Raw genomic sequence first — 23,840 nt, 5'->3', positions numbered from 1 at the left:
AGGAGATTTGATAATCTATGAAGAGAAGTTCAAAAGAACTGAAAAGATACGCAAAGCTGGCTTTAGAGGGTAGATATGGGATCGCTATCATGGGGGTGCTGGCAGCATTTGGCATCAACCTTCTGGGGAATCTTCTGGCAGGGAATCTTTTTACAGGCGAATTCCTGCCAACTATGATCATGAGCCAGATTTTTCTATTTATCCTGTCCCTTGTTACAGGGATCCTGTCTGCAGGATTGTATTACATGTTTCTGAATATGGCCAGAGACAGGGAGTTTGGTCTTGGTGATCTGCTGTACTTTTTCAGAAATCATCCAGATCGGGTGATCGTAGCCGGCTTTGTGCTGGCGCTGATCGATCTGGTGGTATCCATTCCCTACTACTGGTACAGCTATACTGTGATCCCTGGGAATACTCTGGAAGCACAGGTGGAGTGGATGGGCCGCTCTATGGAGCTGATGCTGTTATCCATTGTACTTAATGTGATCGTTACGCTGCCTTTTGTTATGACTTACTTTCTGATGGCAGATCACCTGGATATGGGCGGCATAGAGGCTTTAAAGGCCAGTGCAGCTATGATGAAAGGGCATAAAGGCAGATATCTGCTGATGCAGATCAGCTTTATCCCTTTACTGTTTCTTTCTATATTCACATTATATATAGCTCTTCTTTGGATCGTTCCCTATATGCAGATGACTGTGACTATGTTTTACAGGGATCTGTTAGGCGAACTGGATCAGGACATTTATGAGGATCACAGGGAAAATAAATCTGCCTGGGATCAGGATGACTTTAATTCCGAGGCATAAAATGTTATGTGCGGAACATAAGACTTTAATTCCCGGGCATAAGGAGATGATAGATTAACATGGATATTATACAGGTGATCACCCAGGAACTGGGTGTAAAAAAAGAACAGGTAGAAGCAGCGGTAAAGCTGATCGATGAAGGCAATACCATTCCGTTTATTTCCAGATATCGTAAGGAAGCAACCGGTGCCCTTAATGATGAACAGCTGCGTAATCTTTATGAGCGGCTGAATTACCTGCGTAACCTTGAAGATAAGAAGAAACAGGTGCTTGCCAGCATTGAAGAGCAGGGCAAGCTAAACGCTGAGCTGAAGAAACAGATCCTTGAAGCACAGACTCTGGTGGTGGTAGAGGATCTGTACCGTCCTTACAGGCCAAAACGCCGTACAAGGGCAACCATTGCCAAAGAAAAAGGACTGGAGCCCCTGGCAAATATTATCAGCCTTCAGATGACCAAAAAACCATTGGAAGAAGAAGCACAGGCTTTTCTTTCCGAAGAGAAGGAAGTGACTTCCGTGGAGCAGGCCATTGCAGGAGCAAAGGATATTCTGGCAGAACGGATTTCCGATGAGGCGGATTACCGTATCCGCATCAGGGATCTGACCACAAAGAAAGGAACTATCAGTTCTGTGGCAAAGGATCCGGAGGCTCAGTCTGTTTATGAAATGTATTATGAGTTTGAGGAGCCTATCAAGAAGCTGGCAGGTCATAGGATCCTGGCACTGAACAGAGGGGAAAAAGAGAAATTCCTCACTGTTAAAGTGAATGCACCGGAAGAAGAGATCCTCCGTTACCTGGAACATCAGGTGATCACAAAGGAGAATCCTGTTACCTCTCCTGTCTTAAAAGAAGTGGTGGATGATTGCTACAAACGACTGATCGCACCTGCCATTGAAAGGGAGATCCGCAGCAATCTTACCGATCAGGCAGAAGATGGCGCCATCAAGGTATTTGGAAAGAATCTGGAGCAGCTTCTTATGCAGCCTCCCATTGCAGGGAAGGTTGTGCTTGGATGGGATCCGGCATTCCGTACCGGATGTAAGCTGGCAGTGGTAGATGCCACAGGAAAGGTGCTGGATACCACAGTGGTTTATCCTACTGCACCTACCAATGAGACTAAGATCCGTGCAGCCAAGGATACTGTGGAGAAAATGATCCGAAAGTACAAGGTATCCCTGATCTCTGTTGGAAATGGTACTGCTTCCAGAGAGTCAGAGCAGGTGATCGTGGACATGCTGAAGGAGATCCCGGAGGCAGGCGTACAGTACGTGATCACCAATGAAGCTGGTGCTTCTGTATATTCTGCAAGCAAGCTGGCCACAGAAGAGTTCCCTAACTTTGATGTAGGACAGAGAAGCGCAGCTTCCATTGCAAGGCGCGTACAGGATCCGCTGGCAGAGCTGGTAAAGATCGATCCTAAGTCCATTGGTGTTGGTCAGTATCAGCATGATATGAACCAGAAAAAGCTGGGAGAAGCTTTGTCCGGAGTGGTTGAGGACTGTGTGAACAAGGTAGGTGTGGATCTGAATACTGCATCTGCCTCCCTGCTGGAATATATTTCAGGCATCAGTAAAGCCATTGCAAAAAACATTGTGACCTACAGAGAAGAAAATGGCCGTTTTACCAACAGGAAAGGTCTTCTGAAGGTGGCAAAGCTGGGTCCTAAGGCTTTTGAACAGTGTGCCGGATTTATGCGTATCACAGGAGGTGATGATCCATTGGATGCTACAAGCGTGCATCCGGAAAGCTATGAGGCAGCAAATGCCCTTCTTAAAAAGCTGGGACACACACCAAAAGATATTACATCCGGAGGGCTGGGCAGGATCTCTTCCCAGATCCATGACTACAAAAAGCTGGCCAGGGAACTGGAGATAGGCGAGATCACATTGAAAGACATTGTAAAGGAGCTGGAGAAACCGGCAAGAGATCCAAGGGATGAAATGCCCCGTCCGATCCTTCGCACAGATGTACTGAATATGGAGGACCTGAAAGAAGGGATGATCCTGAAAGGAACTGTGCGGAATGTGATCGATTTCGGAGCATTTGTGGATATCGGGGTTCATCAGGATGGTCTTGTACATATCTCCCAGATGAGCGAGAAGTTTATCAAACATCCCCTGGAAGCAGTCAGTGTAGGAGATGTTGTGGATGTACAGGTGATCGGCGTGGATCTTAAGAAGAAACGGATCAGCCTTTCCATGAAAGGATTTCAGAAATAACAAAAAAGTATTGTGATCCGGCGGGGAGGTGCAGGATTTTATGGAAGAAACCGCACAGGAGCTTACTGATCATGTAAGCCAGTTTCAGAAATATCTGGATGAACACACGCCCCAGCTGATCAGCTTTGGGATCAAAGTGGTTCTGTCCATTGTGGTTCTGTATATTGGAAGCCGCCTGATCCGGTGGGTGCTTGGTCTTGTGAGACGCTCCCTGGGACGGACCGGGATGGATAAAGGGGCGGTACAGTTTTTGTGTTCATTCCTGAAAGCCCTTTTATATATTCTGCTGATCTTCGGGATCGGGATGAATTTCGGTATCAAAGAATCGTCCGTAGCCGCCCTTTTAGGTACTGCAGGCGTTACCATCGGTCTTGCATTACAAGGTGGACTGTCCAACCTGGCAGGAGGGGTGATGCTTCTGATCTTCAAGCCCTTCCAGGTAGGAGACTACATTATTGTAGATAAGGCCAATGGCTGGGAAGGGACTGTGTATAAGATCGAGATCTGTTATACTACCCTGCTGTCTGTGGATTACAGGCATATTGTGATCCCGAATGGCACCCTGTCCGGGAATACAGTGGTCAATCTGACAGCACGGGATATGAGGAAGCTGGAGCTGAAGATCGGGATTTCCTATGATTCAGATATGCACAAGGCAAAGCAGATACTGGAACAGATCATAAAAGATGACAAGGGCACCCGGGAAGATCAGGGAATGCTGGTATACGTAGATGAATTGGCAGAAAGTGCAGTGACCCTGGGGCTTCGTGTATGGGTACCTACAGAAGATTACTGGACGGTGCGATGGCGTTTGAACGAAACCATCAAAGATGAATTTGACCGTCAGGGTATCCGGATTCCATATCGTCAGTTGGATGTACACGTAATTTCCTAAATATGTTATATTTATCTTAAAATTTTTATATTTTCCAAAGACGTGTACTTGATTATACTATAATTAAAGTACCTGATAAAGCCAACCGGGTGCTTTGGAAGGAAAACGCCGGAGCAGAGGCGTATGAAAAAGTTACAATAAACTGACAGGGGAAAACCGGAGATTATGAATGAGAAAAAAAGACGGCTTTTTCTGCTGATTGGTGTGCTGTTGGTGCTGGCAGGAGTGGCTGTAAGAGCATATCCGACCGTAAGTAACTGGTATCGTGAATATACGGCCAGGTATGAAATCAAAGATTATTGCGATATTGTAGATGTAGAGAATAAGGATAGCCTTACCAAGATGAAGAACATGGCCACAAAGTATAATCAGGAGCTGGAGGAAGAAGGCGGGGACGTATCCGCTGTCAGCTATGATGACCTGCTTGCAGTAACAGATGCCATTGGTTTTCTGGAGATCCCGAAGCTGCAGGTTTATCTGCCTATTTATCACGGGGCGGGAGAGGATGTGCTTGAAAAAGGAATCGGACATATGCCCGGCACCTCCCTTCCTGTAGGCGGAGCTTCCACACATTGTGTGCTGTCAGGGCACACCGGGCTTCCATCAGCCAAGATGTTTACCCATCTGGATGATCTGGAAGAGGGTGACATGTTTTACATTCATGTATTGGACGAAGTATTGGCTTATCAGGTAGACCAGAAGAAGGTAGTCCTTCCTGATGAGACGGAAGATATAGAGATTATAGACGGCAAGGATTATGTCACACTTCTTACCTGTTTCCCTTACGGGGTGAACAGCCACAGGCTTCTGGTAAGAGGTGAGCGTACATCAAATGTTCCATCAGAGCTGTCCGTTCAGATGCCTGTGGAGCAAAATAACCAGGAGATGATGGCACCACGTACCGTGCTGATCATAGCAGGAGTATGCGTGGGGCTCTTCTGCATTTTCCTGATCTGGCTTGTGTGTCGGATCACCAGGGGAAAGAAGAAGGATGAGGACGTACGGGAGGAAGAGGAAAAGTGAAAAAAGGAAGAGTAAAGGCAGCAGTTATCTGTCTTGCGATTTGCTGCAGCATGCTGCTTGGCACAGTAAGTGCCAAAGCGGAACAAAAAGGCAGTATTACACTCAGGCTTGCCCAGACAGCGGCTGGCATTGAAGTGACTCTCTATCAGATAGCAGGGTATGAGAATGATGGATTTGTGTACAAGGATTCTTTTGCAGGAAGCGGCATTAATGTATCCGGTCTGAAAACAGCCTCTGAATACGAAAAGGCAGCCGAAGGTTTGGCAGCTTTTGCCAAATCCAAGAAGCTTACAGGTACTGTGGCGCAGGCTGGTACAGATGGCACTGTTTCTTATAAGAATGTAGAGAACGGGATTTATCTGGCTGCCCAGACCGGCGGTGAGGATATTATGGTAATGCAGCCGGTGATCATACCGGTTCCTTACAGTGAGAACAGTACAGAGAAGTACGATCCGGTACTGAATCCTAAGACCACCTTCCCAGGCGGTGCAGTGATCCTGAATAAGACAGATCCAGATGGGAAAACACTGGAAAAAGCAGTATTTGCTTTATGGCAGAAGGTCTACCCAGAGGCAGGAGAGACGATTCCCCAGGGAGCAGTTTCCGGATCTGATGAAGGAGGAAGCTTCTACTGGAAAGAGTTTAAGACTCAGCTTACAACAGACGGGAACGGACAGATCGTAGTTACCGATCTTCCTCTTGGTTCTTACCAGTTTACCGAGGAGAAAGCTCCTGACGGATTTGTAAAGCTTTCCCAGCCTGTAGCATTCAAGATCACACGGGCAGGACAGACAGCAGTGGTAAATGGAGTATATGTACAGGCTTCCGGAAATGTGCAGGTTTTAAGTGTGGTGAATCAGCCGGAAGAAGTGACACCTACACCGGAGATTACCAATACACCAGCTCCGGAACCAACAGCTACACCTGTACCTGATACACCATCAGATAACACACCGCCATCCAGCGGCACAACCAATGTAAAGACCGGGGATAACACACCGATCCTTCCTATGATCGCAGTGCTTGTACTGGCAGTGATCGTTGCAGCTGTTGTGGTGATCCTTAAGAAGAAAAAGCATGATAAATAACTCTTTATATAAAAAAGCATGATAAATACCTTCTTATATAATGAAGCAAAAAGAAGTCCACAAGGGCTTCTTTTTGCATGTAAAAGAGAAAAAAATAACATTTTCTTAAATAATCCGCAGAGAAAAAAATAACATTTTTTTTAAATAATCTACGAAAAGCTTGTCATAAGAGAAAAAAATAAATATAATAAAAAGGTACACTTATTGTTCTAAATACAGGGGGAGTAGAAATTGCGAAAGATCTTGATCGCAGATGATGAGAGAATCGAAAGACAAGGGATCAGAAGCCTTCTCGAAAGAAAAGACTATAACCTGGAGATCCTGGAAGCAAGCAATGGCAAAGAGGCGTTGGAGATTGCCAGGAGCCAGAAGCCGGATATTTTATTAAGTGATATAAAGATGCCATTTATGACCGGACTGGAGCTGATGGAGAAAGTGCGTCAGTTTGATTCTGAGATGGCCATCATTATTTTCAGCGGATACAGTGATTTTGAATATGCCAGACTGGCGATCAAGTACGGAGTGTTGGGCTATGTGCTGAAGCCGGTGAATCCGTCAGAATTTTATAATGTGATCGACAAGACGCTTATTGCCATTGATGAGAAGAAGCAGACAGAAGTACTGATGCAGAAGAATCAGGATTTTATGGAGCAGTTTTATCTCCAGAAATATTTGAATACAGGCAGACAGGATATTAAGGCGGAAGCTATGGCTACGCTGGATGTTTCCTGGTGGGAGCAGGTCCGTCAGATGATCCTGATAGAGACTGCCACAGACTTTTTTGAAGAGCATGCAGAGGATTTTGAGACGGAATTGGCCGCTGAACTGAAGCTTCCATTCCATTATCTGAATTTGAGTGCCACCAGTTCTCTTCTCTTTTTTGATGACAAGGTAAAGGTGGATTATTCTGTGCTGGGACAGCATATCCATGGATTTATGAAAGATACTATGAATGCAGAATGCTATGTGGCTGTTTCCAGTACGATTACATCCGATTTCAATATGGCAGATGCCTATCAGGAAGTAGAAATACTTATGGAGAACCGCTTTTACAGGTCGGATATGTGGGTTTATATGCCGGATATCAACTGGGAAGGCAAGGACAACTATGATGTGGTGGTTGATCTGCTGGAAAAGATGGAGAATGATGTGCGGCTTCGGGATCTGACCCATTTGTGGGAGCATTTCCGTAAGTTTGCCGGACAGAAGCAGCAGGGAGGGAAGTTTTCTCATATTTTTGTGAAGTTTTCCTGCTCGAATATTGTAAAGGAAATGTATAAGGATATGAATTTCTCTTCGGACAAATGTGCAGATGCCATTGAGAAGCTGTATCAGTGCACTACAGTTCAGGAGATCATCGATATCCTGGAGCAGAATATCCAGCTTTATGAGGATACCATGTTTTCTAATCAGAGTGGTGCCAGAAGCGATGTAGAAAAGGTTAAGAGCTATGTGTATGAGCATTATGCAGATGAGCTTAGTGTGGAGATCCTGGGGAAGGGCGTGTATCTTTCACCTGGGTATATGAGTTACATATTTAAGAAGGAGACAGGGGAAGGCCTGACTCATTTTATCAGGGAATTTCGTCTGGAGAAAGCCAAAGAGCTTCTTTGTACCACTAATAAGAAGATCGTACAGATCTGCAAGGAGACCGGCTTTACCAATGCCTCCTATTTCTGCAAAAGCTTTCGTGAATATTATGGATGCAGCCCTGAGAAGTTCCGCAAAACATCCGGAAATGGGGAGGATATAGGGTAGCATATTTTGATATTTTGTGCTATTCATTTGTATAGGCATACTTACGTTAAATATTGACATGAATAAAAATGCTGCTTATTTTGGGCTGATTCCTGGAAAAGCAGCTTTTTTTACCAAAAACAAGCCTATTCTTTATAATAGCTTTTTATATTTTACAAAAAGTTATACGTTTCTGGGAAATGTAATATTCCATTGCTGTAATTCTACAGCTATAATTAACAATAGAAGTCAGTGTGAATGCCGTCCGGCTTAGGACAGCGATTTTGGAAGGGTGAGGAACATGAAAAAGCGAACATGGCAGAAAGCAGCAGCGCTGATCGCTTGCGCTGCGATGATCATAACAACACCTGATATTTCAAATCTGGTAAATGTCAGCGGTTCATCCTATGAGGATGAGACCACAGGAGTTGAGTTCATCAGTAATGAGGCAGAGGATGTGGAAGCTGTTTCTGAGGATGAAGACGGATTCTCCGGTACTGAGATTTCGGATGAGAACCAAACTACGGATACTGATTTTTCTGCATTTGATGCAGATACTGATACAGCCGAATTTGTTTCTGATTTTTCATCCGGTACGGATGAGGGAACAGATTCAGCAATGATTACTGACACAGAGACTGAAGTCCAGCCAGCTGCAGCGGTTATCCTTGAAAGTGCAGATGCCCCCCAAGCGTCAGCAGCAGTTCAGGGACAGCCAAGATGGGTACATATTACTTCCAACGCATCCAGTACCCGGCAGGGCAAAGCGAGAATCCGTCTGTATATGACGGATGATCAGGACGACAGTCCGGCCTATATATTGTATACATCCCTCTTTTCGCAGTGGCAGGAGACCGTTCCGGAACAAGAACCCTCATCCGGGGCGGTGACCCTTCCACCCACAAAGCTTGAAGGAGCTTTGAATGGAACGGATGTACTTAGCGTTTCCCGGGTACAGGAGTACCTGAAGGATGATAATGGGGAATACGTATTAGACGCTAATGGAAATCTGATCACTACCGCATGTTATCTGGAGTATGAGCTTGCTTCAGGCAGCAGTGCGGATTTTTATGCAGCTTTTGTTTATAAGACACAGGACGAAAGCTATTCTTACAAAGCTGATCTGAAGGCCAGTGTTACTTGGGAAGAGGAAGAACAGTCCCAGGATGTGACCCTTCCAGATGATACAGGGAAGATCACGCTTACCTGGGACAGCAGTGCAGAAGCATCCGGGGATACCATCAGTGCAGATCCGGAAGTGGCGGACAACCAGGAGGACGAAACATCAGGGGAAGAAAGCCAGGAGCAGCCATCCCTGGTGCGTATTTCTATGACCAAAACTCTGGAGGCCGGGTGTCAGGATGTGGCAGAGGACGCTTCTGATACAGAGGTAGAGGATGTTTCAGATGAAAATACAGATTCAGCAGATGAGAATACAGAGAATACTTCTGCAGAGTCAGAGATCGCTTTATCCGGTCAGCTTTATGGTGTACATGTGACAGCACAGGATCTTCATACGGATGCTACAGCAGACAGTACCATTAAGCTGGATCTGAAAGACATGGGATCCGGACTTCCGGTTTCCGGCCTTTTCGTTTCTATGGGAAAGACAGAAGAGGAAGCATTAAGCAGCGAAGCCTGTGACAGCAGCGTGATCCCCAATGGGCTGACAGATGGAGATCTGACAGTGACACGAGTGCAGAATGATTCAGAGGATTATCTTACCTTCCAGCTGCCGGCTGGGGATACCGCTGATTTTTATGTAGGTATTTCCTACCATGCACAGGAAGAAACATATCATAAGACTATTGGCATAGAGCCGGAGGCACTGCAGGAAACCAGTCTTCAGGACGTAGATGCACAGCAGGAAGCGGATCCCCAGAACATAGAAGAACAGCAGTCAGCAACAAATGCGGAGCTGGATGTGTTGTCTGCGCTTCCGGGAGCTATTCCTGTGGAAAGCGAGACTGCAGATGTCCAGGATGAAACTTCTCAGGATCCGGAGTCCCAGGTTGACACAGAAGGGGATGCTGGAGAAGATGCAGGTAAGCAGCTGATCAGCGTGCTGGAGAGCGGAGCCGCAGCCATTACACTGGCCTGGGCAGATAATACAACACCATCCACCGGGATGGTATACTTTGCTGCACCAGCAGACTGGATCAGTAATGGGTGGTACACGGTGAAGGCTTGGACACAGGCAAATCAGAATGATAGCCAAGGTACACTTACAGTGATGACGGATACAAAGGCATCCTATGATGGGATGAAGGTATATGCACTTGAAGTGACCGGTGCAATAAAACCATATGCAGGTCTTTACACCATGCTTTTTCAGGCATTTGAAGCTGATAACTGGAAGAACGAGCGTATACCCTTTAGAGAAAAATGGACGGATGAAAGTGTATTTCTGAATAAGCTGTATAATTCCTCAACTGAACAATGGGTGGACTACACCCCATTTGATCCGAATGATCACACTTCCTTTAAAGGGAAGACTATGTACTTTGAAAATAAGACAGAGCAGATTCTTTCTGGTGTAAATGCTGTTTTTTATGAGAAGGACAGCAGCGGTAAGCTGCAGCAGGTACAGTCTGTTGCTATGACAGGAAATGCAAATGGCAAGGCAAACGGCTATTCTGTTATCATTCCAGATGCTGCGTGCTCTTATGTACAGTTTACAGACGCTTCCGGGAATGTATTGGGCGACACCTATTCCAATTTTTATGGACAGGGTATTGGAGAAGATGGCGTAGAAAGTGTACTTTATGCAGAAGGATCTACAGACTGCTACAAATATGCAGGCACAGCCGAGAACTCCACCTGGGGTGTACTGGGAAGCAGAACCGTTTATTTTGATGCTACCTATTCCAAATTGTCATATAAGGGAAGTGCTGGTGCGGCATACAGCATACCTGCAGAGGATGGAACTTTTAAATACTATATCTCTGGAGATGGCAAAGAAGCTATTACAGGGAATATGACCCTTGTATCCTCTCATTCTGAAAATGGACATACCTGGAAGGATGTATACAAAGCAGAATTACCGGAAGGGTATACAACCATTGCATTTTTCGGATTTACGCCTAAGAATGCAACGGATTTTGGCGAGCATGGTGAGAGTACGAACACATTGACCATTCCAACAGATCTGGTAAATCCCTGCTTTTATGCTGATGCAGGAGATACAGTAGTATATGACGGTGGTCAGCGAGACGGTTACTGGGATGAAGTATATACCATCCGAAATGCAGAAGCAAAGAAAAGTAAAGATGTAGTAGATATTGCACAGGATAACTTTACCAGAGCATCAGATACCCTGTATGTAAATTCTACCTTTTATGATTATTATACAGACTATGAATTAAATGGAAATAACCGTGACGAATATCTTGGAGGAAATGGTGTAAGTTATCGAAACTGGGTAACACACCGTGAGTTTGACCAGGCACTGAGTGACTACTATTGGGCAAATACCTCGTCAATCCCTCTTTATGTTGGACATTTCCAGCCAAGCATTTCAGGATGGGGATATCAATTTAATGGCATTGCATCCACACTGAATCTGTATGGATATGATAATTACAATAATTTCTTTTCAACAAACAACTCAGCACTTGATATTAACGGAAAGAATAATGACGATTACAAAAGTATAGCCAAGGGTCTTGTAAAGGATACATTGGCAGATGGAAATCTGGTAACAACAAAAGAAGGAAATGCAGTCCTTCCGTTGTTTAATGAAGATTTCCTATTGGGAAATAACAGCAAAAATGCCGTGATCGGAGATGTTTACCACAATGTGGCATTCCCTTTCAAGCAGAAAGACCTGGATAACAATGGCGTAAAGTACTGGGTATTTGACAGTAATGAAACTACCCTGCTGATGCGACAGGATTCTGCTACAGGAGAATATCACCTGCAGGATACGGGAAAATTGCATGAGAATTGCAAGAACCTGAACAGCTCCAGTGTACAACAGGAAAAGCATGGCTTCTTCCCGTTCAATGAAACATCTTTACCTGGTAGTGCTAACAAATATAACTACGGTTTTGGTGCTAAGCTGGAATTCAATTTCAGATTGACAAAGGACGGAACGGTTAAAGACAAAGATGGTAAAGACGTACCTATTGAGTTTAATTTCTCCGGTGATGATGATGTGTGGGTATTTATTGACGGAAAACTCGCGCTGGATGTGGGTGGCGCCCACAGCCCTGCTACAGGAACTCTTGATTTTGCTACATTAAAAGCTACCGTCAGTGATGTAAAGGCAAGTGCAGGAGATGGAAGTCCGGTTAAAGAAACAGATTTTACTTTGACTGGAGCGAAAACAGCTGAACATACCCTGACCATGTTCTATATGGAGCGTGGTATGTGGGAATCCAATATGAGGGTTACCTTCAACTTCCCGGATGAGAACCAGCTGCAGGTGGAGAAACAGGTAGACACTACTGGTGTGAACAGCCTGTTCAGTGATCTTTTTAAAGATACTTCTATCTTTAACTTCTCCATCAAGAATCTGGCAACCCATTATGGAGAAAAGAAAGTGACTTCAAACGCTGCAAAGCCTTTGAGGATCGCAGAACAGGATTATACTGTTGCTCCAACTCATAAAGACAATATATTTGCGAAGGATGAAAGTGGCAACAGCAATTTTACAGGAAGCGTTCACTGGCATGCAAAAGAGGATGATGCGGACAGCAATTACAGAGATCAGCGATATGGAGAAGTGACACTGGGTAGTACGGTGGACATTTCAAAGATGGCTTATCTGGAGATTAAGTTCTATTATGATTACATGGATACTCCATCCCTGTCCAACATGTATCTGCAGTTTGTAGACAGCAGTGGAAACTTAGGCGGTAATCTTGGCACGGATACACTCTCCGGTCGTACCTATGGGGCGGTTTCCATGAAAAGTAAAGAATGGGTAACAGTAAAGCTGGATCTTAGCAAGATGTCCTGGGATGAAGGCTTTGACAAGACGAAGCTTAGCAAGATTCGGTTCGGATATAACTATCCAAGAGATTTCTACCTGAAAGACTTTGTGTTCAGGCCTACAGTTGAGATTTCTGAGCCCACCGGATTTGTTACCAAACAGTACGAGATCCCGGATTATGGCTCTGCCACAAGCGGAAAGCTGGAGATCCCGGAGGGAGCTACCTATACCTCTACATCAACTAAGCGTGATGCCCGTGTGATCGGTGATGATGGAGAGTTTGTATTGGAGGATCATGAAACCATTACTTTCAAAGATCAATTCCGAAGAGGAAGCTACATAGCCCTGAAGGAGGAAGTTGATTCAGACCTGTTTGATACCACCTGGACCATGTATGAGAATGGACAGGCAGTTGCCGGAATGGGAACCGGAACTACTGTTACCAATGCAAGTTCTATACCAAGCATGACAAACCATACTGGCACAGCCATTGATGACGGACGAACAGAACAGTATATTAACGAAAATGATGCAGACGGACAGGCGCAGGCTAATGCATATAATGGTACAAAGCCAACTGAACCAACTGAAAGTACTTTTGTATTCCGCTCTTATGCAAATCCTGACAATACAACAACAGCAACAAAACTGAAAGCAGTCTTTTACAATAAAGTAAAGACCGGTACCCTGAAGATTATCAAAAAAGCGGCTTATGGCGAACAACTGTCAGGCGAGTATAAATTCCGTGTTACCTTTTCCAATGTGGGTGACCTGGGATTGGAAGATAAGCCTATTACACAGGAGTATACCATTAAGCTGAATGGTGATGGACAACCGGGCTCATGTGAAATTACCGGGATTCCGGTAGGAACCTTCTTAAAAGTAGAAGAGATTTCCACAGATGATGGTTCTACTCTGGACAGCATTATGATAGATGGAATCGAACAGCCTAAGGGAACTACAGCAGCAAAGGGATATATCAAATCTTCCGGAACTATTGTAGAGACTACTTTCCAAAATACAATAAAACCAGTTGTAAACATTTCTGTAGAGAAGCTTTGGAAGAATGCAGACAGAAGTGATTATAAAGGGAAACTTCCTAAGAAGATCTATGTACAGCTTCAGAGAAGACAGTCTAATACTGATACCTGGGCACCTGTATCTACAGATGAAAATGCAAAGACTTATACAGAGCTTGCAGGCAATATGTACACCGGAAAATGGCAGACTTCCTTTACAGGATTGGATAAATATGTGGACTATACACAAGAGTCCCCAATAGAATGGCAGTACCGGGTAGTAGAAGTCAGTGTGGGTCAAGATGGTACAGTTACATCTATTGAAAACGAAAATACGATACAGTTTTCAGCAGGCCGGTTTGCGGTAACCTATAATTTCGTACTGCAGGATCATGAAACCGTTACTTTCAAGGACAGGATCAATTTTACTGATGAAAATGCAGGAGAAGAGATCATTACCAATACATATCAGCTTCCAAAGACAAGAATACAGATCCTGAAGATTCAGGCAGGTACTGCCGGAGACAATCCGACTAAACTGGCAGGAGCCAAGTTCCGTCTGGAGAAGCTTCTGGAGAATGGCAGCGTGGATAGTAGCTTTCGAGCAAGAGAGGAAACAACTTCCGATCAGTCTGACACTCTTGGCCTGGCAGCATTTGAAGATCTGGAGGATGGAACTTATCAGATCACAGAGATTCAGGCTCCAGAGAGGTACAGCCTTCTGGCTTCCCCGATCAAAGTAGTGCTTAACCGAGAGGATAATAAGATTCTTGTAGACAACAAGGATGTTTCTGACATGCTGCGAGAAGATACCATTACCATTCAGGTTGCGGATCAGAAGAAATTCAACCTTCCTGCAACAGGAAGCTGGAGCAGACTGATCCTTGGATTTTCCGGTGGGATTCTCATCGGACTGGCTGTAATCATTTATCTGTTACAAAAGCGGAGAAAGGAGGGCAAAGCTTCCTGACCGCTAAGAAGCAGACAGATGGTGCAACAATAAATGTGTGAGAGATATAAAAACAGCGGATGCTTATAACAAAAATTACATAAAAACAGCAGCGCTGTATAAAAAGAAAAAGAGAGAGAGGATATGAGTATGAAGAAATTCAAAAAGCTGCTTGCCGGTCTGCTTACCGGAGCAATGTTGCTTGGAAGTATGTCAGTTTCTGCTTTTGCAGCTGACAAAACACCAGTATTCGACACAACAAAAACAACAGGTTCCATTACTATTCATAAGTATACCGATGAGGCTGGTAAAGGCGATCCAGCTACAGGTAAAGAAGATGCATCACAGGTTCCGACAGGAGCAGTTGCCATCAAAGATGTGGGATTTACTATTTACCAGGTTGCAGATGCAACTAAACTTGCTGACTATTACAGTTCAACTCCAGAAAGTCTTCCGGCTGTGTCACAGTATTGCACAGGAAGTGGAAAAAATGTTCAGCTTAAACCAGACGTTGCTAATGAAAAATATGGTGATGAGGTAAAGACTGACGCAAGCGGTGTTGCAAAATTTGAAAACCTGCCTCTGGGTCTTTACCTTGTAGTGGAGACTACCAGTCCGGCAATTGTAACAGGTCCATGCGATCCATTCCTGATCTCCGTACCAATGACTACAGATGGAGATGACTGGTTATATGATGTACATGTTTATCCTAAGAACAGTACAGCCGTTGGTGGTGTAAGTCTTGTAAAAACAGGAAAAGCTGGTGCAAAACTGAAAGGTGTAACCTTTGTTCTTCAAAAAAAGAATGGAGATTCCTGGACAGATATCACAAAGAAATCCACTGCATTAGGAGACAACACAGGTGCTAAGCTGAATCTGGTTACAAATACAGAAGGTAAGATTAGTGTAGAAGATCTGTCCAGTGGTACATATCGTTTTATTGAGACTTCTGTAGGTGCAGATAATAAAGGTTATATTATGGACGGTGCTGCTACTTATGTGTTTGATGTAAATGGTACTGAAGTAACTTATAATGGAACCAAAGGCGATAGTATTGAGATTCCTGTTACCAATGATAAGCCAGACATGACCAAGCAAGTAAAGAACGGAAATGACTGGAAGCAGGATGCTGATTACAGTGTTGGGGATAAAGTTCCATATCGTATCACAGTATCTGTACCGGCAAACATTAAAAAACTGAAAAAATTTGCATTGACAGATACACCTACTAACCTGAAAGATGATGCAAATTCAGTAAAAGTAACAGATAAAACAGGCAGCACAACAATCCCTGCAACAGCAACAGCTACAGAGGATGGAAACGGATTTACCATTGATTTCACACTGGCAGATCTTGATTCTTATGCAGGACAGAATATTATCGTAACTTATAATGCAGAACTGCTTGACACAGCTGTAACAACTACAGTAGGTAATCCAAACACTGCAACACTGGAATATTCCAATAAGATTCTTCCGGACACCGATGATGGATACAACCCGAACAAACCTGGTACACCTACAACCGACAAGATCACAGATACAGCAGTTGTATATACCTTCCAGATCCAAATTGAGAAGAAGGCTGAGAAAGCAGATGGAACACCTCTTGCAGATGTAGAATTTGATCTGTACAAAGCTGTTGATGCTGGTACAGCAGGTGTTGCTACTGCAGATGAAGTAAAGAAAGCAGGCCTTGATAGTTCTAAAGCTTGGAAGAAGATCAATGAAACATCTCTTAAAACAAATACTGAAGGTAAAGTTTCTCAGAGCGGACTTAAGAATGGTGAATATTATCTGGTAGAGACAAAGACGAATGCAGAGTACAATCTTCTGAAAGCACCGGTAAAGGTAACACTGAATATTGCCTATACAACAACCACCAAGGCAGAGTATAATATCGACGAAACAGGAAAGACAACATTAGTGAAACATGAGGTAGAGAAAACTGAATTTAAAAATGCTGGTGTTGCTTCTGATGGTATCCAGATCCAGACTGTGATCAATAAGAAAGGCTTCACACTTCCATTAACTGGTGGTATGGGTACTGTACTGTTCAGCGTGATTGGATTAGCACTTGTACTGGCTGGTGTGGTTGTGATCACAGCTTCCAGAAAGAAAACAGCAAAATAATAGCACATAATGTGATCTGTTAAAGAGGTTATACGCATAATGCTCTTAACGAAAACGGATATGTGAAAAAAAATCCTCCGGCTGCGGCAAATGCAGACCGGAGGATTTTTAAAACAGCCGGTACACTGAAATCAGTGCAACCGGCTGTCATTTATCTTAGGTGTTTTTGGGAAAATCTCTTAGGTATTTTTGAAAAATCATGGAAAGTATTTTAAAAATATCACTTTTGTATTTAGGTATTAGCTTCTGTATCTTACAGAATTATCATTGGTAATATTGCTTTTTCAAGCATCTTTATTGTACGATTTTTGGCGAAATTTGTCAAGAAAAAATTGACTTTGTGTGTAATGTTTTGCAAAAGATTTACTGTTCAGAAACAATGTCATTTACGATCAATGGATCAATTGTATCTTATGCGCACCTCTGCAATCCTGCCGGAGGCTATATCAGCTGGGAGTCATCTCCCAGCTGATATATATGGGTTTTTTAATATTATTCACGAATATGTTGCATGGCAGTAACCAGCGACTTGTGGTAGAATCTAAAATATGTAAAACAAAAACAAATACAAAAGGTTTTCTGACCCGGAGATCTAAAAGATAAACCGCCAGAAACCTAAGACGGACGGTGAATACGATGAAAAAACCAAGATTGGTCACAATCTTCAGCCTGATCCTGATCCTGGCAGGCCTTGGCCTGACTGCATATCCTATCATCAGCAATATCCTTGCCCAGAAAAACGCATCAGAAGCCATAGAGGACTACGATGATCAGATCCAGGATATGGACGAAGAAAAAATAGATGCAGTAAAAGAATCCATGAAACAATACAACCAGCAGCTGGGACACGCTGTGGTTCAGGACGAAACAAGCGAAGCAGTAAAAGAAGCTGCAGAAGCTGCCGGAGACGATGGCAATACAGACGCAGATGGCACCGACACAGAGGGCGGCACCCATACGACCATGATGGAGATCGGAGACGTGATCGGCTACCTGACCATACCGGTGATCGATGTGAACCTGCCGATTTACTACGGAACTTCTCAGGAAGTCCTTGCAAAAGGGGTGGGCTATGTTCCGGAAACCTCGTTCCCATTGGGGGGCGAAAGCACTCACAGCGTACTCACCGGGCACAGAGGACTGCCGGAAGCCAAGCTTTTTACAGACATGGACAAAGTAGAAGAAGGAGATCCCTTCTACATCCACGTACTGGATGAGATCCTGGCTTATCAGGTAGACCAGATCAAGGTGGTGGATCCGGATGATACCAGTGACCTGGATATTGTAGAAGGGCAGGATTATGTGACCTTGGTTACATGCACCCCATACGCCATCAACAGTCACAGACTTCTGGTGCGGGGACACAGGATAGAATATACAGGAGAAGAAAACAGCAAAACCGTATCCCAGCTCAGGCCTGCAGCAATGGCGCGACGGATCGTGGACGTATGGCCCTGGTTCCTGTTTATGATGGCAGGGGTGGTGGCCGCAGAGGTGGTCCTGATTCTTGTGATCCTGCTCAGGAGACATCATAAGAATAAAAAGAAATAAAAAAAATAAACAGAAATAAACAGCGGTTAAAATCAAGTATCATTATGATCAATCATTAAAAAATCGTATTACGAAAAAGAACAAAACGGGAGGAACAATACGTTGAAAAATACCAATGCAGACAGGATCATGCAGGAAGTGGGCAAGGTAATTCTGGGAAAGGATGAATGCATCCGGCAGGTGATGACCGCTATTTTGGCAGGCGGCCATGTACTGATCGAGGATATTCCGGGAGTAGGTAAGACCTCTATGGCCCTGGCCTTTGCAAAGGCAATGAGCCTTAAGCAGAATCGTGTTCAGTTTACACCTGATGTACTGCCTTCAGATATTACCGGATTTTCCATGTATATAAAAGAAACAGAAAAATTCATGTATCAGCCGGGAGCTGTGATGTGCAATCTGTTTCTGGCAGATGAGATCAACCGTACCTCAGCCAAGACCCAGTCCGCTCTTCTGGAGGTTATGGAGGAAGGTACCGTTACAGTAGATGGTGTTACCAGGAAAGTACCAGATCCCTTTGTGGTTATTGCCACAGAGAACCCTATTGGCTCTGCCGGAACCCAAATGCTTCCGGAGTCCCAGTTGGACCGTTTTATGATCTGCATTGAGATGGGATATCCCTCACCAGAGGATGAAATGGAGATCCTGATGGCTCAATCGGATATCCGTCCTCTGGAAGCGGTCTGTGCTGTTACAGATGGGGCAGAGCTGAAAAAGATGCAGGAAGCCACAGCAAGGATTTTCGTTCATCCTACCATCTGCTCTTATATTATAGAACTTGTAAATGCCACCAGAAGGCACGAGCTGGTAACACTGGGACTTAGTACACGAGGTGCCCTTGCAGTGACAAAGCTGGCGAAGGCCAATGCTTACATAGAAGGCCGGGAGTATGTGCTTCCGGAAGATGTGGTGAAGGTATTTCCGGCTGCAGCGGTCCATCGTTTGAAAACAAGCTCCAAAGCCGGCATGAATCATGGGACTGCCTCAAAGATCACCCAGGAGATCCTTGCCTCTGTGAAGCAACCCCGTCCGGAGAAAGGCTGATGAAGAGAAAGATTGTCTATTTTTTGCTGATCATACTTACATTTCTGACAGTGCTTGTGAATGGTAGCGGATTTTCCTGGTTCCTTTTGTCCTTTGAGATCCTGTTTGCCATGGCTATGGCAGTGTGGGCGCATCTGACAGCAAAAAAAATAAAAACAGGGCTGGAACTGGAGCAGGCTTTCATATTCAGGGGTGATCAGGCAAAAGCAGTGCTGACCATTCAAAATCCTGCCGTTTTTCCGGTTTCCGATATACAGGCCGGGGTTATATTGTCCGATCCTGTGAATGAAGGCCGGGAAAGCAAAAGAACAGTGCATGTGGCTGCCGGCGGAAAAGGAAAGGATCAGTGGCAGTTCCAGGTACAGCCTGTGCATTGCGGGATTGTGAAAGTACAGGTCCGTGAACTGCGGCTGTATGATTATCTGGGAGTTTTTTATGGGAAAATATCAGCGCCTTTGTTAAAGGGGGCTTTTGCTGTGCTTCCCAGGATCCACCCTATTGTTCTTGAAAAAGAGCCTGAAACCGGGGCAGGGCAGGGCGAACAGCGGGAAAATGTGCTTGCAAGGCTGGGCTCTGACAGTCAGGAGATTTTTGATACAAGGGCTTACCAGCGGGGCGATGCTATGAAAAATATCCACTGGAAGCTAAGCGCAAAGGCAGAAGAACTTATGGTCAAGGAGTTCAGCATGCCTATGGATCTTCGGGTTCCGGTTTTTCTGGATACCCATGTGAAGGATCCGGAAAAGTTTACACCAGCGGATAAAGACCGGTTCCTGGATCTGGCCGCTTCTTTGGGCAATTATTTTGTGGAACATCAGGTTGCCTTTGAGTTTTGCTGGATAACAGAAGATCATATGGAAAAGTTTATGGTGGAAGATCCAGATTCCCTGTACTATGGACTGAGGGAGCTTCTTATGATCCCTTATTTCAAGGCAGAGGATGGCAAAGCAGAGGTTTTCCTGGAAAATGAAAAAGAGGTTCTGCCGGTACGGATTTTGACTACCGGAGAAATATATGTGGGAGATCAGATGTATGGAAATCTTGGTGTTTGATACTTCTTATGTGCAGGATAGAAAGGAAAAGAATATAGGAAAAAAGAACTTTCTTTTTTCTTTTCTGGCGCTTTTTCTGTCTGGCTTTGCTCTTGTTGGAGGAGTCATTTCTGCATTTTCCATTTCCACAGTCTTTTGGATGCTGGCTGCAGGATTGGCTGCTTTCAGCCTGTTTTTTACCTGGTTCTATCTGGATCAGAGATTGGATGGGAAAAGGTTTTTGGCAGGGCTTGGACTGGTAGTGCTTTTGGGAGGCTTCTGCTTTTTTGGGCAGGATTCGTTGATCCGTGGCTTTTACAGCGTTGCCAACAGTGTGATCCGGAAGATCAATCAGGTTTACGCAGGCAATCTGAATACCCTGGAAGCTTCCAGTGGCGGTACTGTTTTGTTTTTCATGGTGCTGATTTTTATCATCACAGGGATCCTGGGAGCCTTTATGGTAAAAGAGCAGAAATGGCTGCCAGTGCTGGCTGTGTTTTTTCCTGTGTTTGCCCTTACTGCAGCAGCGGGCGGAAGGCCGGGAAGTATGTGGCTTTATTTGCTTCTGATGATCCTTTTGCTGATTTTTACTGCTGCAAGAAGCCATCTGATGGGATGGAAGTGCGGGGCAGCAGCTGTGGTGATCGCATTGGCGGTGTCTGTGCCTGCCTGGTGTATCGCAAGACCTTTGTCAGGTACTTCCATCCCCCAGTTGTCCAAGGCAGGAACAAGGATCCAGAGCCGTTTTCTCCAGTCATTATGGCAGATCCTGCCTAAAATCTCCGGTGGCAATCTGAATCTGTCCATTGAAGGGGTAGGCGGAGGTGTGGAAAACGGCACATTAGGCGCTGTGGATGGCTATTTTTTCACAGGTGTGGATGCACTGAAGGTGACCTGCAGCCAGAAGCCGGAGGAAACCGTTTATCTGAAAGGCTTTGTAGGAGAAACTTATACAGGCAGCAGCTTTGAGCCTGGTGACGGAGAAAGCTTTCAGGATACTGTGCTGGCCTGGAAGACGGAGGGGGATCCTTCTGTATATATTCAGAATCTGCCTTTTTTGCGGATGATGTATTATGAAACAACGGCAGATCAGCCGGTGACAGCCGCCCAGATCACTGTGGAAAATAAAAATGCCAATATACAATATACATATGTGCCATACAATGCTTTCCTGAATGACAATTATCAGATCTATGGCGGGGACGACTATGTGGGAGGACAGACTGCTCAGGATGATATTTTTTCTTTTTACTGGCGGGATGCCTACAAAGAGACCATGGAAGGCTATCGTGACGGTGAGAAGACAGATGGCGTGCTGAATGAGACAGAGGCTTCCTACAGGGCTTACTGCAGCACCCGCGATCTTCAGGTGCCGGATCAGGGGCTGGAGCAGCTGAAAAAGGAATGTGCCGAAAAGAAAGAAGAAGAGCATTGGGGTCAGTCGGACATGGGAGATGTACGTCCGGACTGGGACATTGCAGATGAATATGAGCAGATCCGCCAGTATGTGGTAAAAAGGCTGGTCAGCCAGTGTTCCTACGAGTTGGATGTGGATAAGCTTCCTGAGGGGCAGGATTTTGTGGAAACCTTCTTATACGATACAAAGGAAGGTTACAGCATGCATTTTGCAGCAGCCGCCACTATGATGTTTCGGATGCTTGGAGTACCTGCCAGGTATGTGGTTGGGTATGCTGCTCCAAAAGAGATTTTCACAGCAGATGGGGAGGGCAATTATACAGCTGTGCTGGAAGACAGCAATGCCCATGCCTGGGTGGAGATCTACCAGCCATTTCTGGGCTGGACGCCGGTGGAGGTGACTCCTGGTATGGAGGCAGAGGTGGCAGAAGAGGCTGATACAGATGTACAGGATCAGGCTGCTGTGCCAGAGGAAGAGACTGCTTTAGGGGAGCGGGAAGACCAGGGCAAAGGCACCATCATACTTGGCTGGCTGTCAGATCACTTTGATCAGATCCTGATTGCCGGAGCTACAGTCCTTTTACTGGCTGTATGTGGGATTTTGTTTACCAGACTGAGAAAAAGGCGGAGGAGCAGGCTTGGCATCGGACTGCCGCCATCGGGAAGAGTACAGGCATTGTACAGATCTACCTATCAGCTGCTGATACGTGCCGGTATGCCAAAGGATTATACGGAGACAGAGGGTCAGGTTACAAAGTATCTGCTGGAAGCCGGTGTTCTTACAGGCCCTGATGAGGCAGAGAAAATGAAACAGCTGGTTCTTGATGCCAATTATGGTTTCCGTGAGCTGACGAAAGCGGATACGGCCTTTATGGAGGAAATTTACAGAAGAACCAAAAAGAAGGCTAGGAAAAACAGGAACTGATATATAGGTGGTATATAATTAATAAAAATGTTAAACCCTATTGAAATTAGTATTAATAAAAATGTCAAACCCTATTGAAATTAGTAGTTGGATGGAGTATAATCCTGCATGTAAAAAGAAAATTTCTTCAGGGCAGGGTGATCAGAGAAGCGATCTGAAATTCCCTACCGGCGGTATAGTCCGCGACCCGCTGCAGGCGGTTGACCTGGTGAGATTCCAGGACCGACAGTATAGTCTGGATGAGAGAAGAACACACAGATACGTATGAATGTTGTACGAAGATTAGTGCGTGATGCCCCGGGAGAGATTCCGGGGCTTTTCTGTTACCATGGATCTTTAAAGCAGGTCATTGGCCGGCTTTATAAGAGACATCTTCCACTGGAAATTTTCTTTCAGAATAATTTCAAAGGAGAGATTTTTATGAGTGAACAGGTTTTAAGAGGCGGAAACACAATGGAGAGGAGCCGCACAAGGACTATTGTGCAGGTGGCGATGCTGGGAGCAGTGGCAGGAGTTTTGATGAATTTTGAATTTCCCCTCCCATTTCTGGCACCATCTTTTTACCAGATGGACTTCTCTGAGATCCCTGTACTGATCGGTTCTTTTGCTATGGGACCGCTGGCTGGCGTACTGGTAGAGCTGATCAAGATCCTGGTACACCTTGTTACAAGGGGAACCATGACTGCAGGAGTAGGGGATGTAGCCAACTTCCTGATGGGATGTGCTTATGTGATTCCGGCAGGTCTTCTGTACAGATATCATCACGTAAAGACAAGAAAGCATGCAGTGGCAGGTATGGCTGCAGGTACAGTGCTGACAACGATCCTGGCATGCTTTGCCAATGCATTTGTACTGCTTCCGGCTTACGGTAAGGCATTTGGTATGCCGGTACAGGCTTTCGTGGAGATGGGAACTGCTGTACACAGCTCTGTAAACAGCCTTCTGGGCTTTGTAGCGCTGATCATTGTTCCCTTTAACTTAGTGAAATATACAATTGTATCAGTGATCGTATTCTTTGTTTATAAGAGGATCCGTGTAGTCCTTCGAGGTGACTGATACAGGGAA

13 protein-coding genes and 1 riboswitch are annotated in these 23,840 nt (G+C 45.0%); all 13 genes read left to right on the top strand.

Features of this window, described 5'->3' with window-relative positions:
- Positions 1-17: 17 nt before the first annotated feature.
- The 13 genes from AB5916_RS13110 to AB5916_RS13050 all read left to right on the top strand — a co-directional run bounded on the left by AB5916_RS13110 (position 18) and on the right by AB5916_RS13050 (position 23,831).
- Positions 18-809, top strand: a complete 792-nt coding sequence (locus tag AB5916_RS13110; RefSeq protein WP_158421134.1) for a DUF975 family protein — start codon at positions 18-20, stop codon at positions 807-809.
- Between the two features lie 59 nt (positions 810-868).
- Positions 869-3,028 (top strand): Tex family protein, encoded by a 2,160-nt coding sequence (locus AB5916_RS13105; RefSeq protein ID WP_368191332.1) that lies wholly within the window; start codon positions 869-871, stop codon positions 3,026-3,028.
- A gap of 40 nt (positions 3,029-3,068) precedes the next feature.
- A complete protein-coding gene (locus AB5916_RS13100; RefSeq protein WP_368191331.1) occupies positions 3,069-3,923 on the top strand; it encodes a mechanosensitive ion channel family protein in 855 nt (284 codons plus the stop codon).
- Positions 3,924-4,088: 165 nt separating this feature from the next.
- Entirely contained in the window at positions 4,089-4,946 is an 858-nt protein-coding gene (locus AB5916_RS13095) for a class C sortase (RefSeq protein WP_158421131.1), read from the top strand.
- Positions 4,943-6,034, top strand: coding sequence for a prealbumin-like fold domain-containing protein (locus AB5916_RS13090; protein WP_368191329.1), 1,092 nt, complete (start codon positions 4,943-4,945; stop codon positions 6,032-6,034). Before AB5916_RS13095 ends, AB5916_RS13090 begins: the two co-directional genes overlap by 4 nt.
- A 231-nt stretch (positions 6,035-6,265) precedes the next feature.
- Positions 6,266-7,792 carry a response regulator gene (locus tag AB5916_RS13085; protein WP_158421129.1) on the top strand — a complete coding sequence of 509 codons (1,527 nt, stop codon included), beginning with the start codon at positions 6,266-6,268 and terminating at the stop codon, positions 7,790-7,792.
- A 280-nt stretch (positions 7,793-8,072) separates the two neighbouring features.
- Entirely contained in the window at positions 8,073-14,696 is a 6,624-nt protein-coding gene (locus AB5916_RS13080) for a fibro-slime domain-containing protein (protein WP_368191328.1), read from the top strand.
- A gap of 129 nt (positions 14,697-14,825) precedes the next feature.
- Positions 14,826-16,808: a SpaH/EbpB family LPXTG-anchored major pilin gene (locus tag AB5916_RS13075; protein ID WP_368191327.1), complete on the top strand. Its 1,983-nt coding sequence runs from the start codon at positions 14,826-14,828 to the stop codon at positions 16,806-16,808.
- Between the two features lie 636 nt (positions 16,809-17,444).
- Positions 17,445-18,359, top strand: a complete 915-nt coding sequence (locus AB5916_RS13070) for a class C sortase (protein ID WP_368191326.1) — start codon at positions 17,445-17,447, stop codon at positions 18,357-18,359.
- A gap of 129 nt (positions 18,360-18,488) precedes the next feature.
- Positions 18,489-19,403: an AAA family ATPase gene (locus AB5916_RS13065; RefSeq protein WP_368191341.1), complete on the top strand. Its 915-nt coding sequence runs from the start codon at positions 18,489-18,491 to the stop codon at positions 19,401-19,403.
- Positions 19,403-20,455: a DUF58 domain-containing protein gene (locus tag AB5916_RS13060; protein WP_368191324.1), complete on the top strand. Its 1,053-nt coding sequence runs from the start codon at positions 19,403-19,405 to the stop codon at positions 20,453-20,455. Before AB5916_RS13065 ends, AB5916_RS13060 begins: the two co-directional genes overlap by 1 nt.
- The gene (locus AB5916_RS13055) at positions 20,436-22,775 is read left to right on the top strand and encodes a transglutaminase family protein (protein WP_368191323.1); all 2,340 of its coding nucleotides are present in this window, start codon (positions 20,436-20,438) and stop codon (positions 22,773-22,775) included. Before AB5916_RS13060 ends, AB5916_RS13055 begins: the two co-directional genes overlap by 20 nt.
- Positions 22,776-22,894: 119 nt before the next feature.
- A riboswitch (FMN riboswitch) is annotated at positions 22,895-23,030 on the top strand.
- 165 nt (positions 23,031-23,195) lie between these two features.
- Complete coding sequence (locus AB5916_RS13050; protein WP_368191321.1) at positions 23,196-23,831, top strand: ECF transporter S component; 636 nt, start codon at positions 23,196-23,198, stop codon at positions 23,829-23,831.
- Positions 23,832-23,840: the final 9 nt, after the last annotated feature.

Origin of the sequence: Blautia sp. 1033sp1_1033st1_G9_1033SCRN_220408 (genome assembly GCF_040929965.1) — a bacterium.
Lineage (GTDB): Bacteria > Bacillota > Clostridia > Lachnospirales > Lachnospiraceae > Blautia_A > Blautia_A ammoniilytica.
The sequence above is the reverse complement of the archived record's forward strand: the minus strand, read 5'-3'. Positions and strand labels throughout refer to the sequence as shown.

What these genes read in the sequence shown, in the direction of transcription:
- AB5916_RS13110 (WP_158421134.1), top strand. Translation starts at nt 18, where the DNA reads ATGAAGAGAAGTTCAAAAGAACTGAAAAGATACGCAAAGCTGGCTTTA.
- AB5916_RS13105 (WP_368191332.1), top strand. Translation starts at nt 869, where the DNA reads ATGGATATTATACAGGTGATCACCCAGGAACTGGGTGTAAAAAAAGAA.
- AB5916_RS13100 (WP_368191331.1), top strand. Translation starts at nt 3,069, where the DNA reads ATGGAAGAAACCGCACAGGAGCTTACTGATCATGTAAGCCAGTTTCAG.
- AB5916_RS13095 (WP_158421131.1), top strand. Translation starts at nt 4,089, where the DNA reads ATGAATGAGAAAAAAAGACGGCTTTTTCTGCTGATTGGTGTGCTGTTG.
- AB5916_RS13080 (WP_368191328.1), top strand. Translation starts at nt 8,073, where the DNA reads ATGAAAAAGCGAACATGGCAGAAAGCAGCAGCGCTGATCGCTTGCGCT.
- AB5916_RS13075 (WP_368191327.1), top strand. Translation starts at nt 14,826, where the DNA reads ATGAAGAAATTCAAAAAGCTGCTTGCCGGTCTGCTTACCGGAGCAATG.
- AB5916_RS13070 (WP_368191326.1), top strand. Translation starts at nt 17,445, where the DNA reads ATGAAAAAACCAAGATTGGTCACAATCTTCAGCCTGATCCTGATCCTG.
- AB5916_RS13065 (WP_368191341.1), top strand. Translation starts at nt 18,489, where the DNA reads ATGCAGGAAGTGGGCAAGGTAATTCTGGGAAAGGATGAATGCATCCGG.
- AB5916_RS13060 (WP_368191324.1), top strand. Translation starts at nt 19,403, where the DNA reads ATGAAGAGAAAGATTGTCTATTTTTTGCTGATCATACTTACATTTCTG.
- AB5916_RS13055 (WP_368191323.1), top strand. Translation starts at nt 20,436, where the DNA reads ATGGAAATCTTGGTGTTTGATACTTCTTATGTGCAGGATAGAAAGGAA.
- AB5916_RS13050 (WP_368191321.1), top strand. Translation starts at nt 23,196, where the DNA reads ATGAGTGAACAGGTTTTAAGAGGCGGAAACACAATGGAGAGGAGCCGC.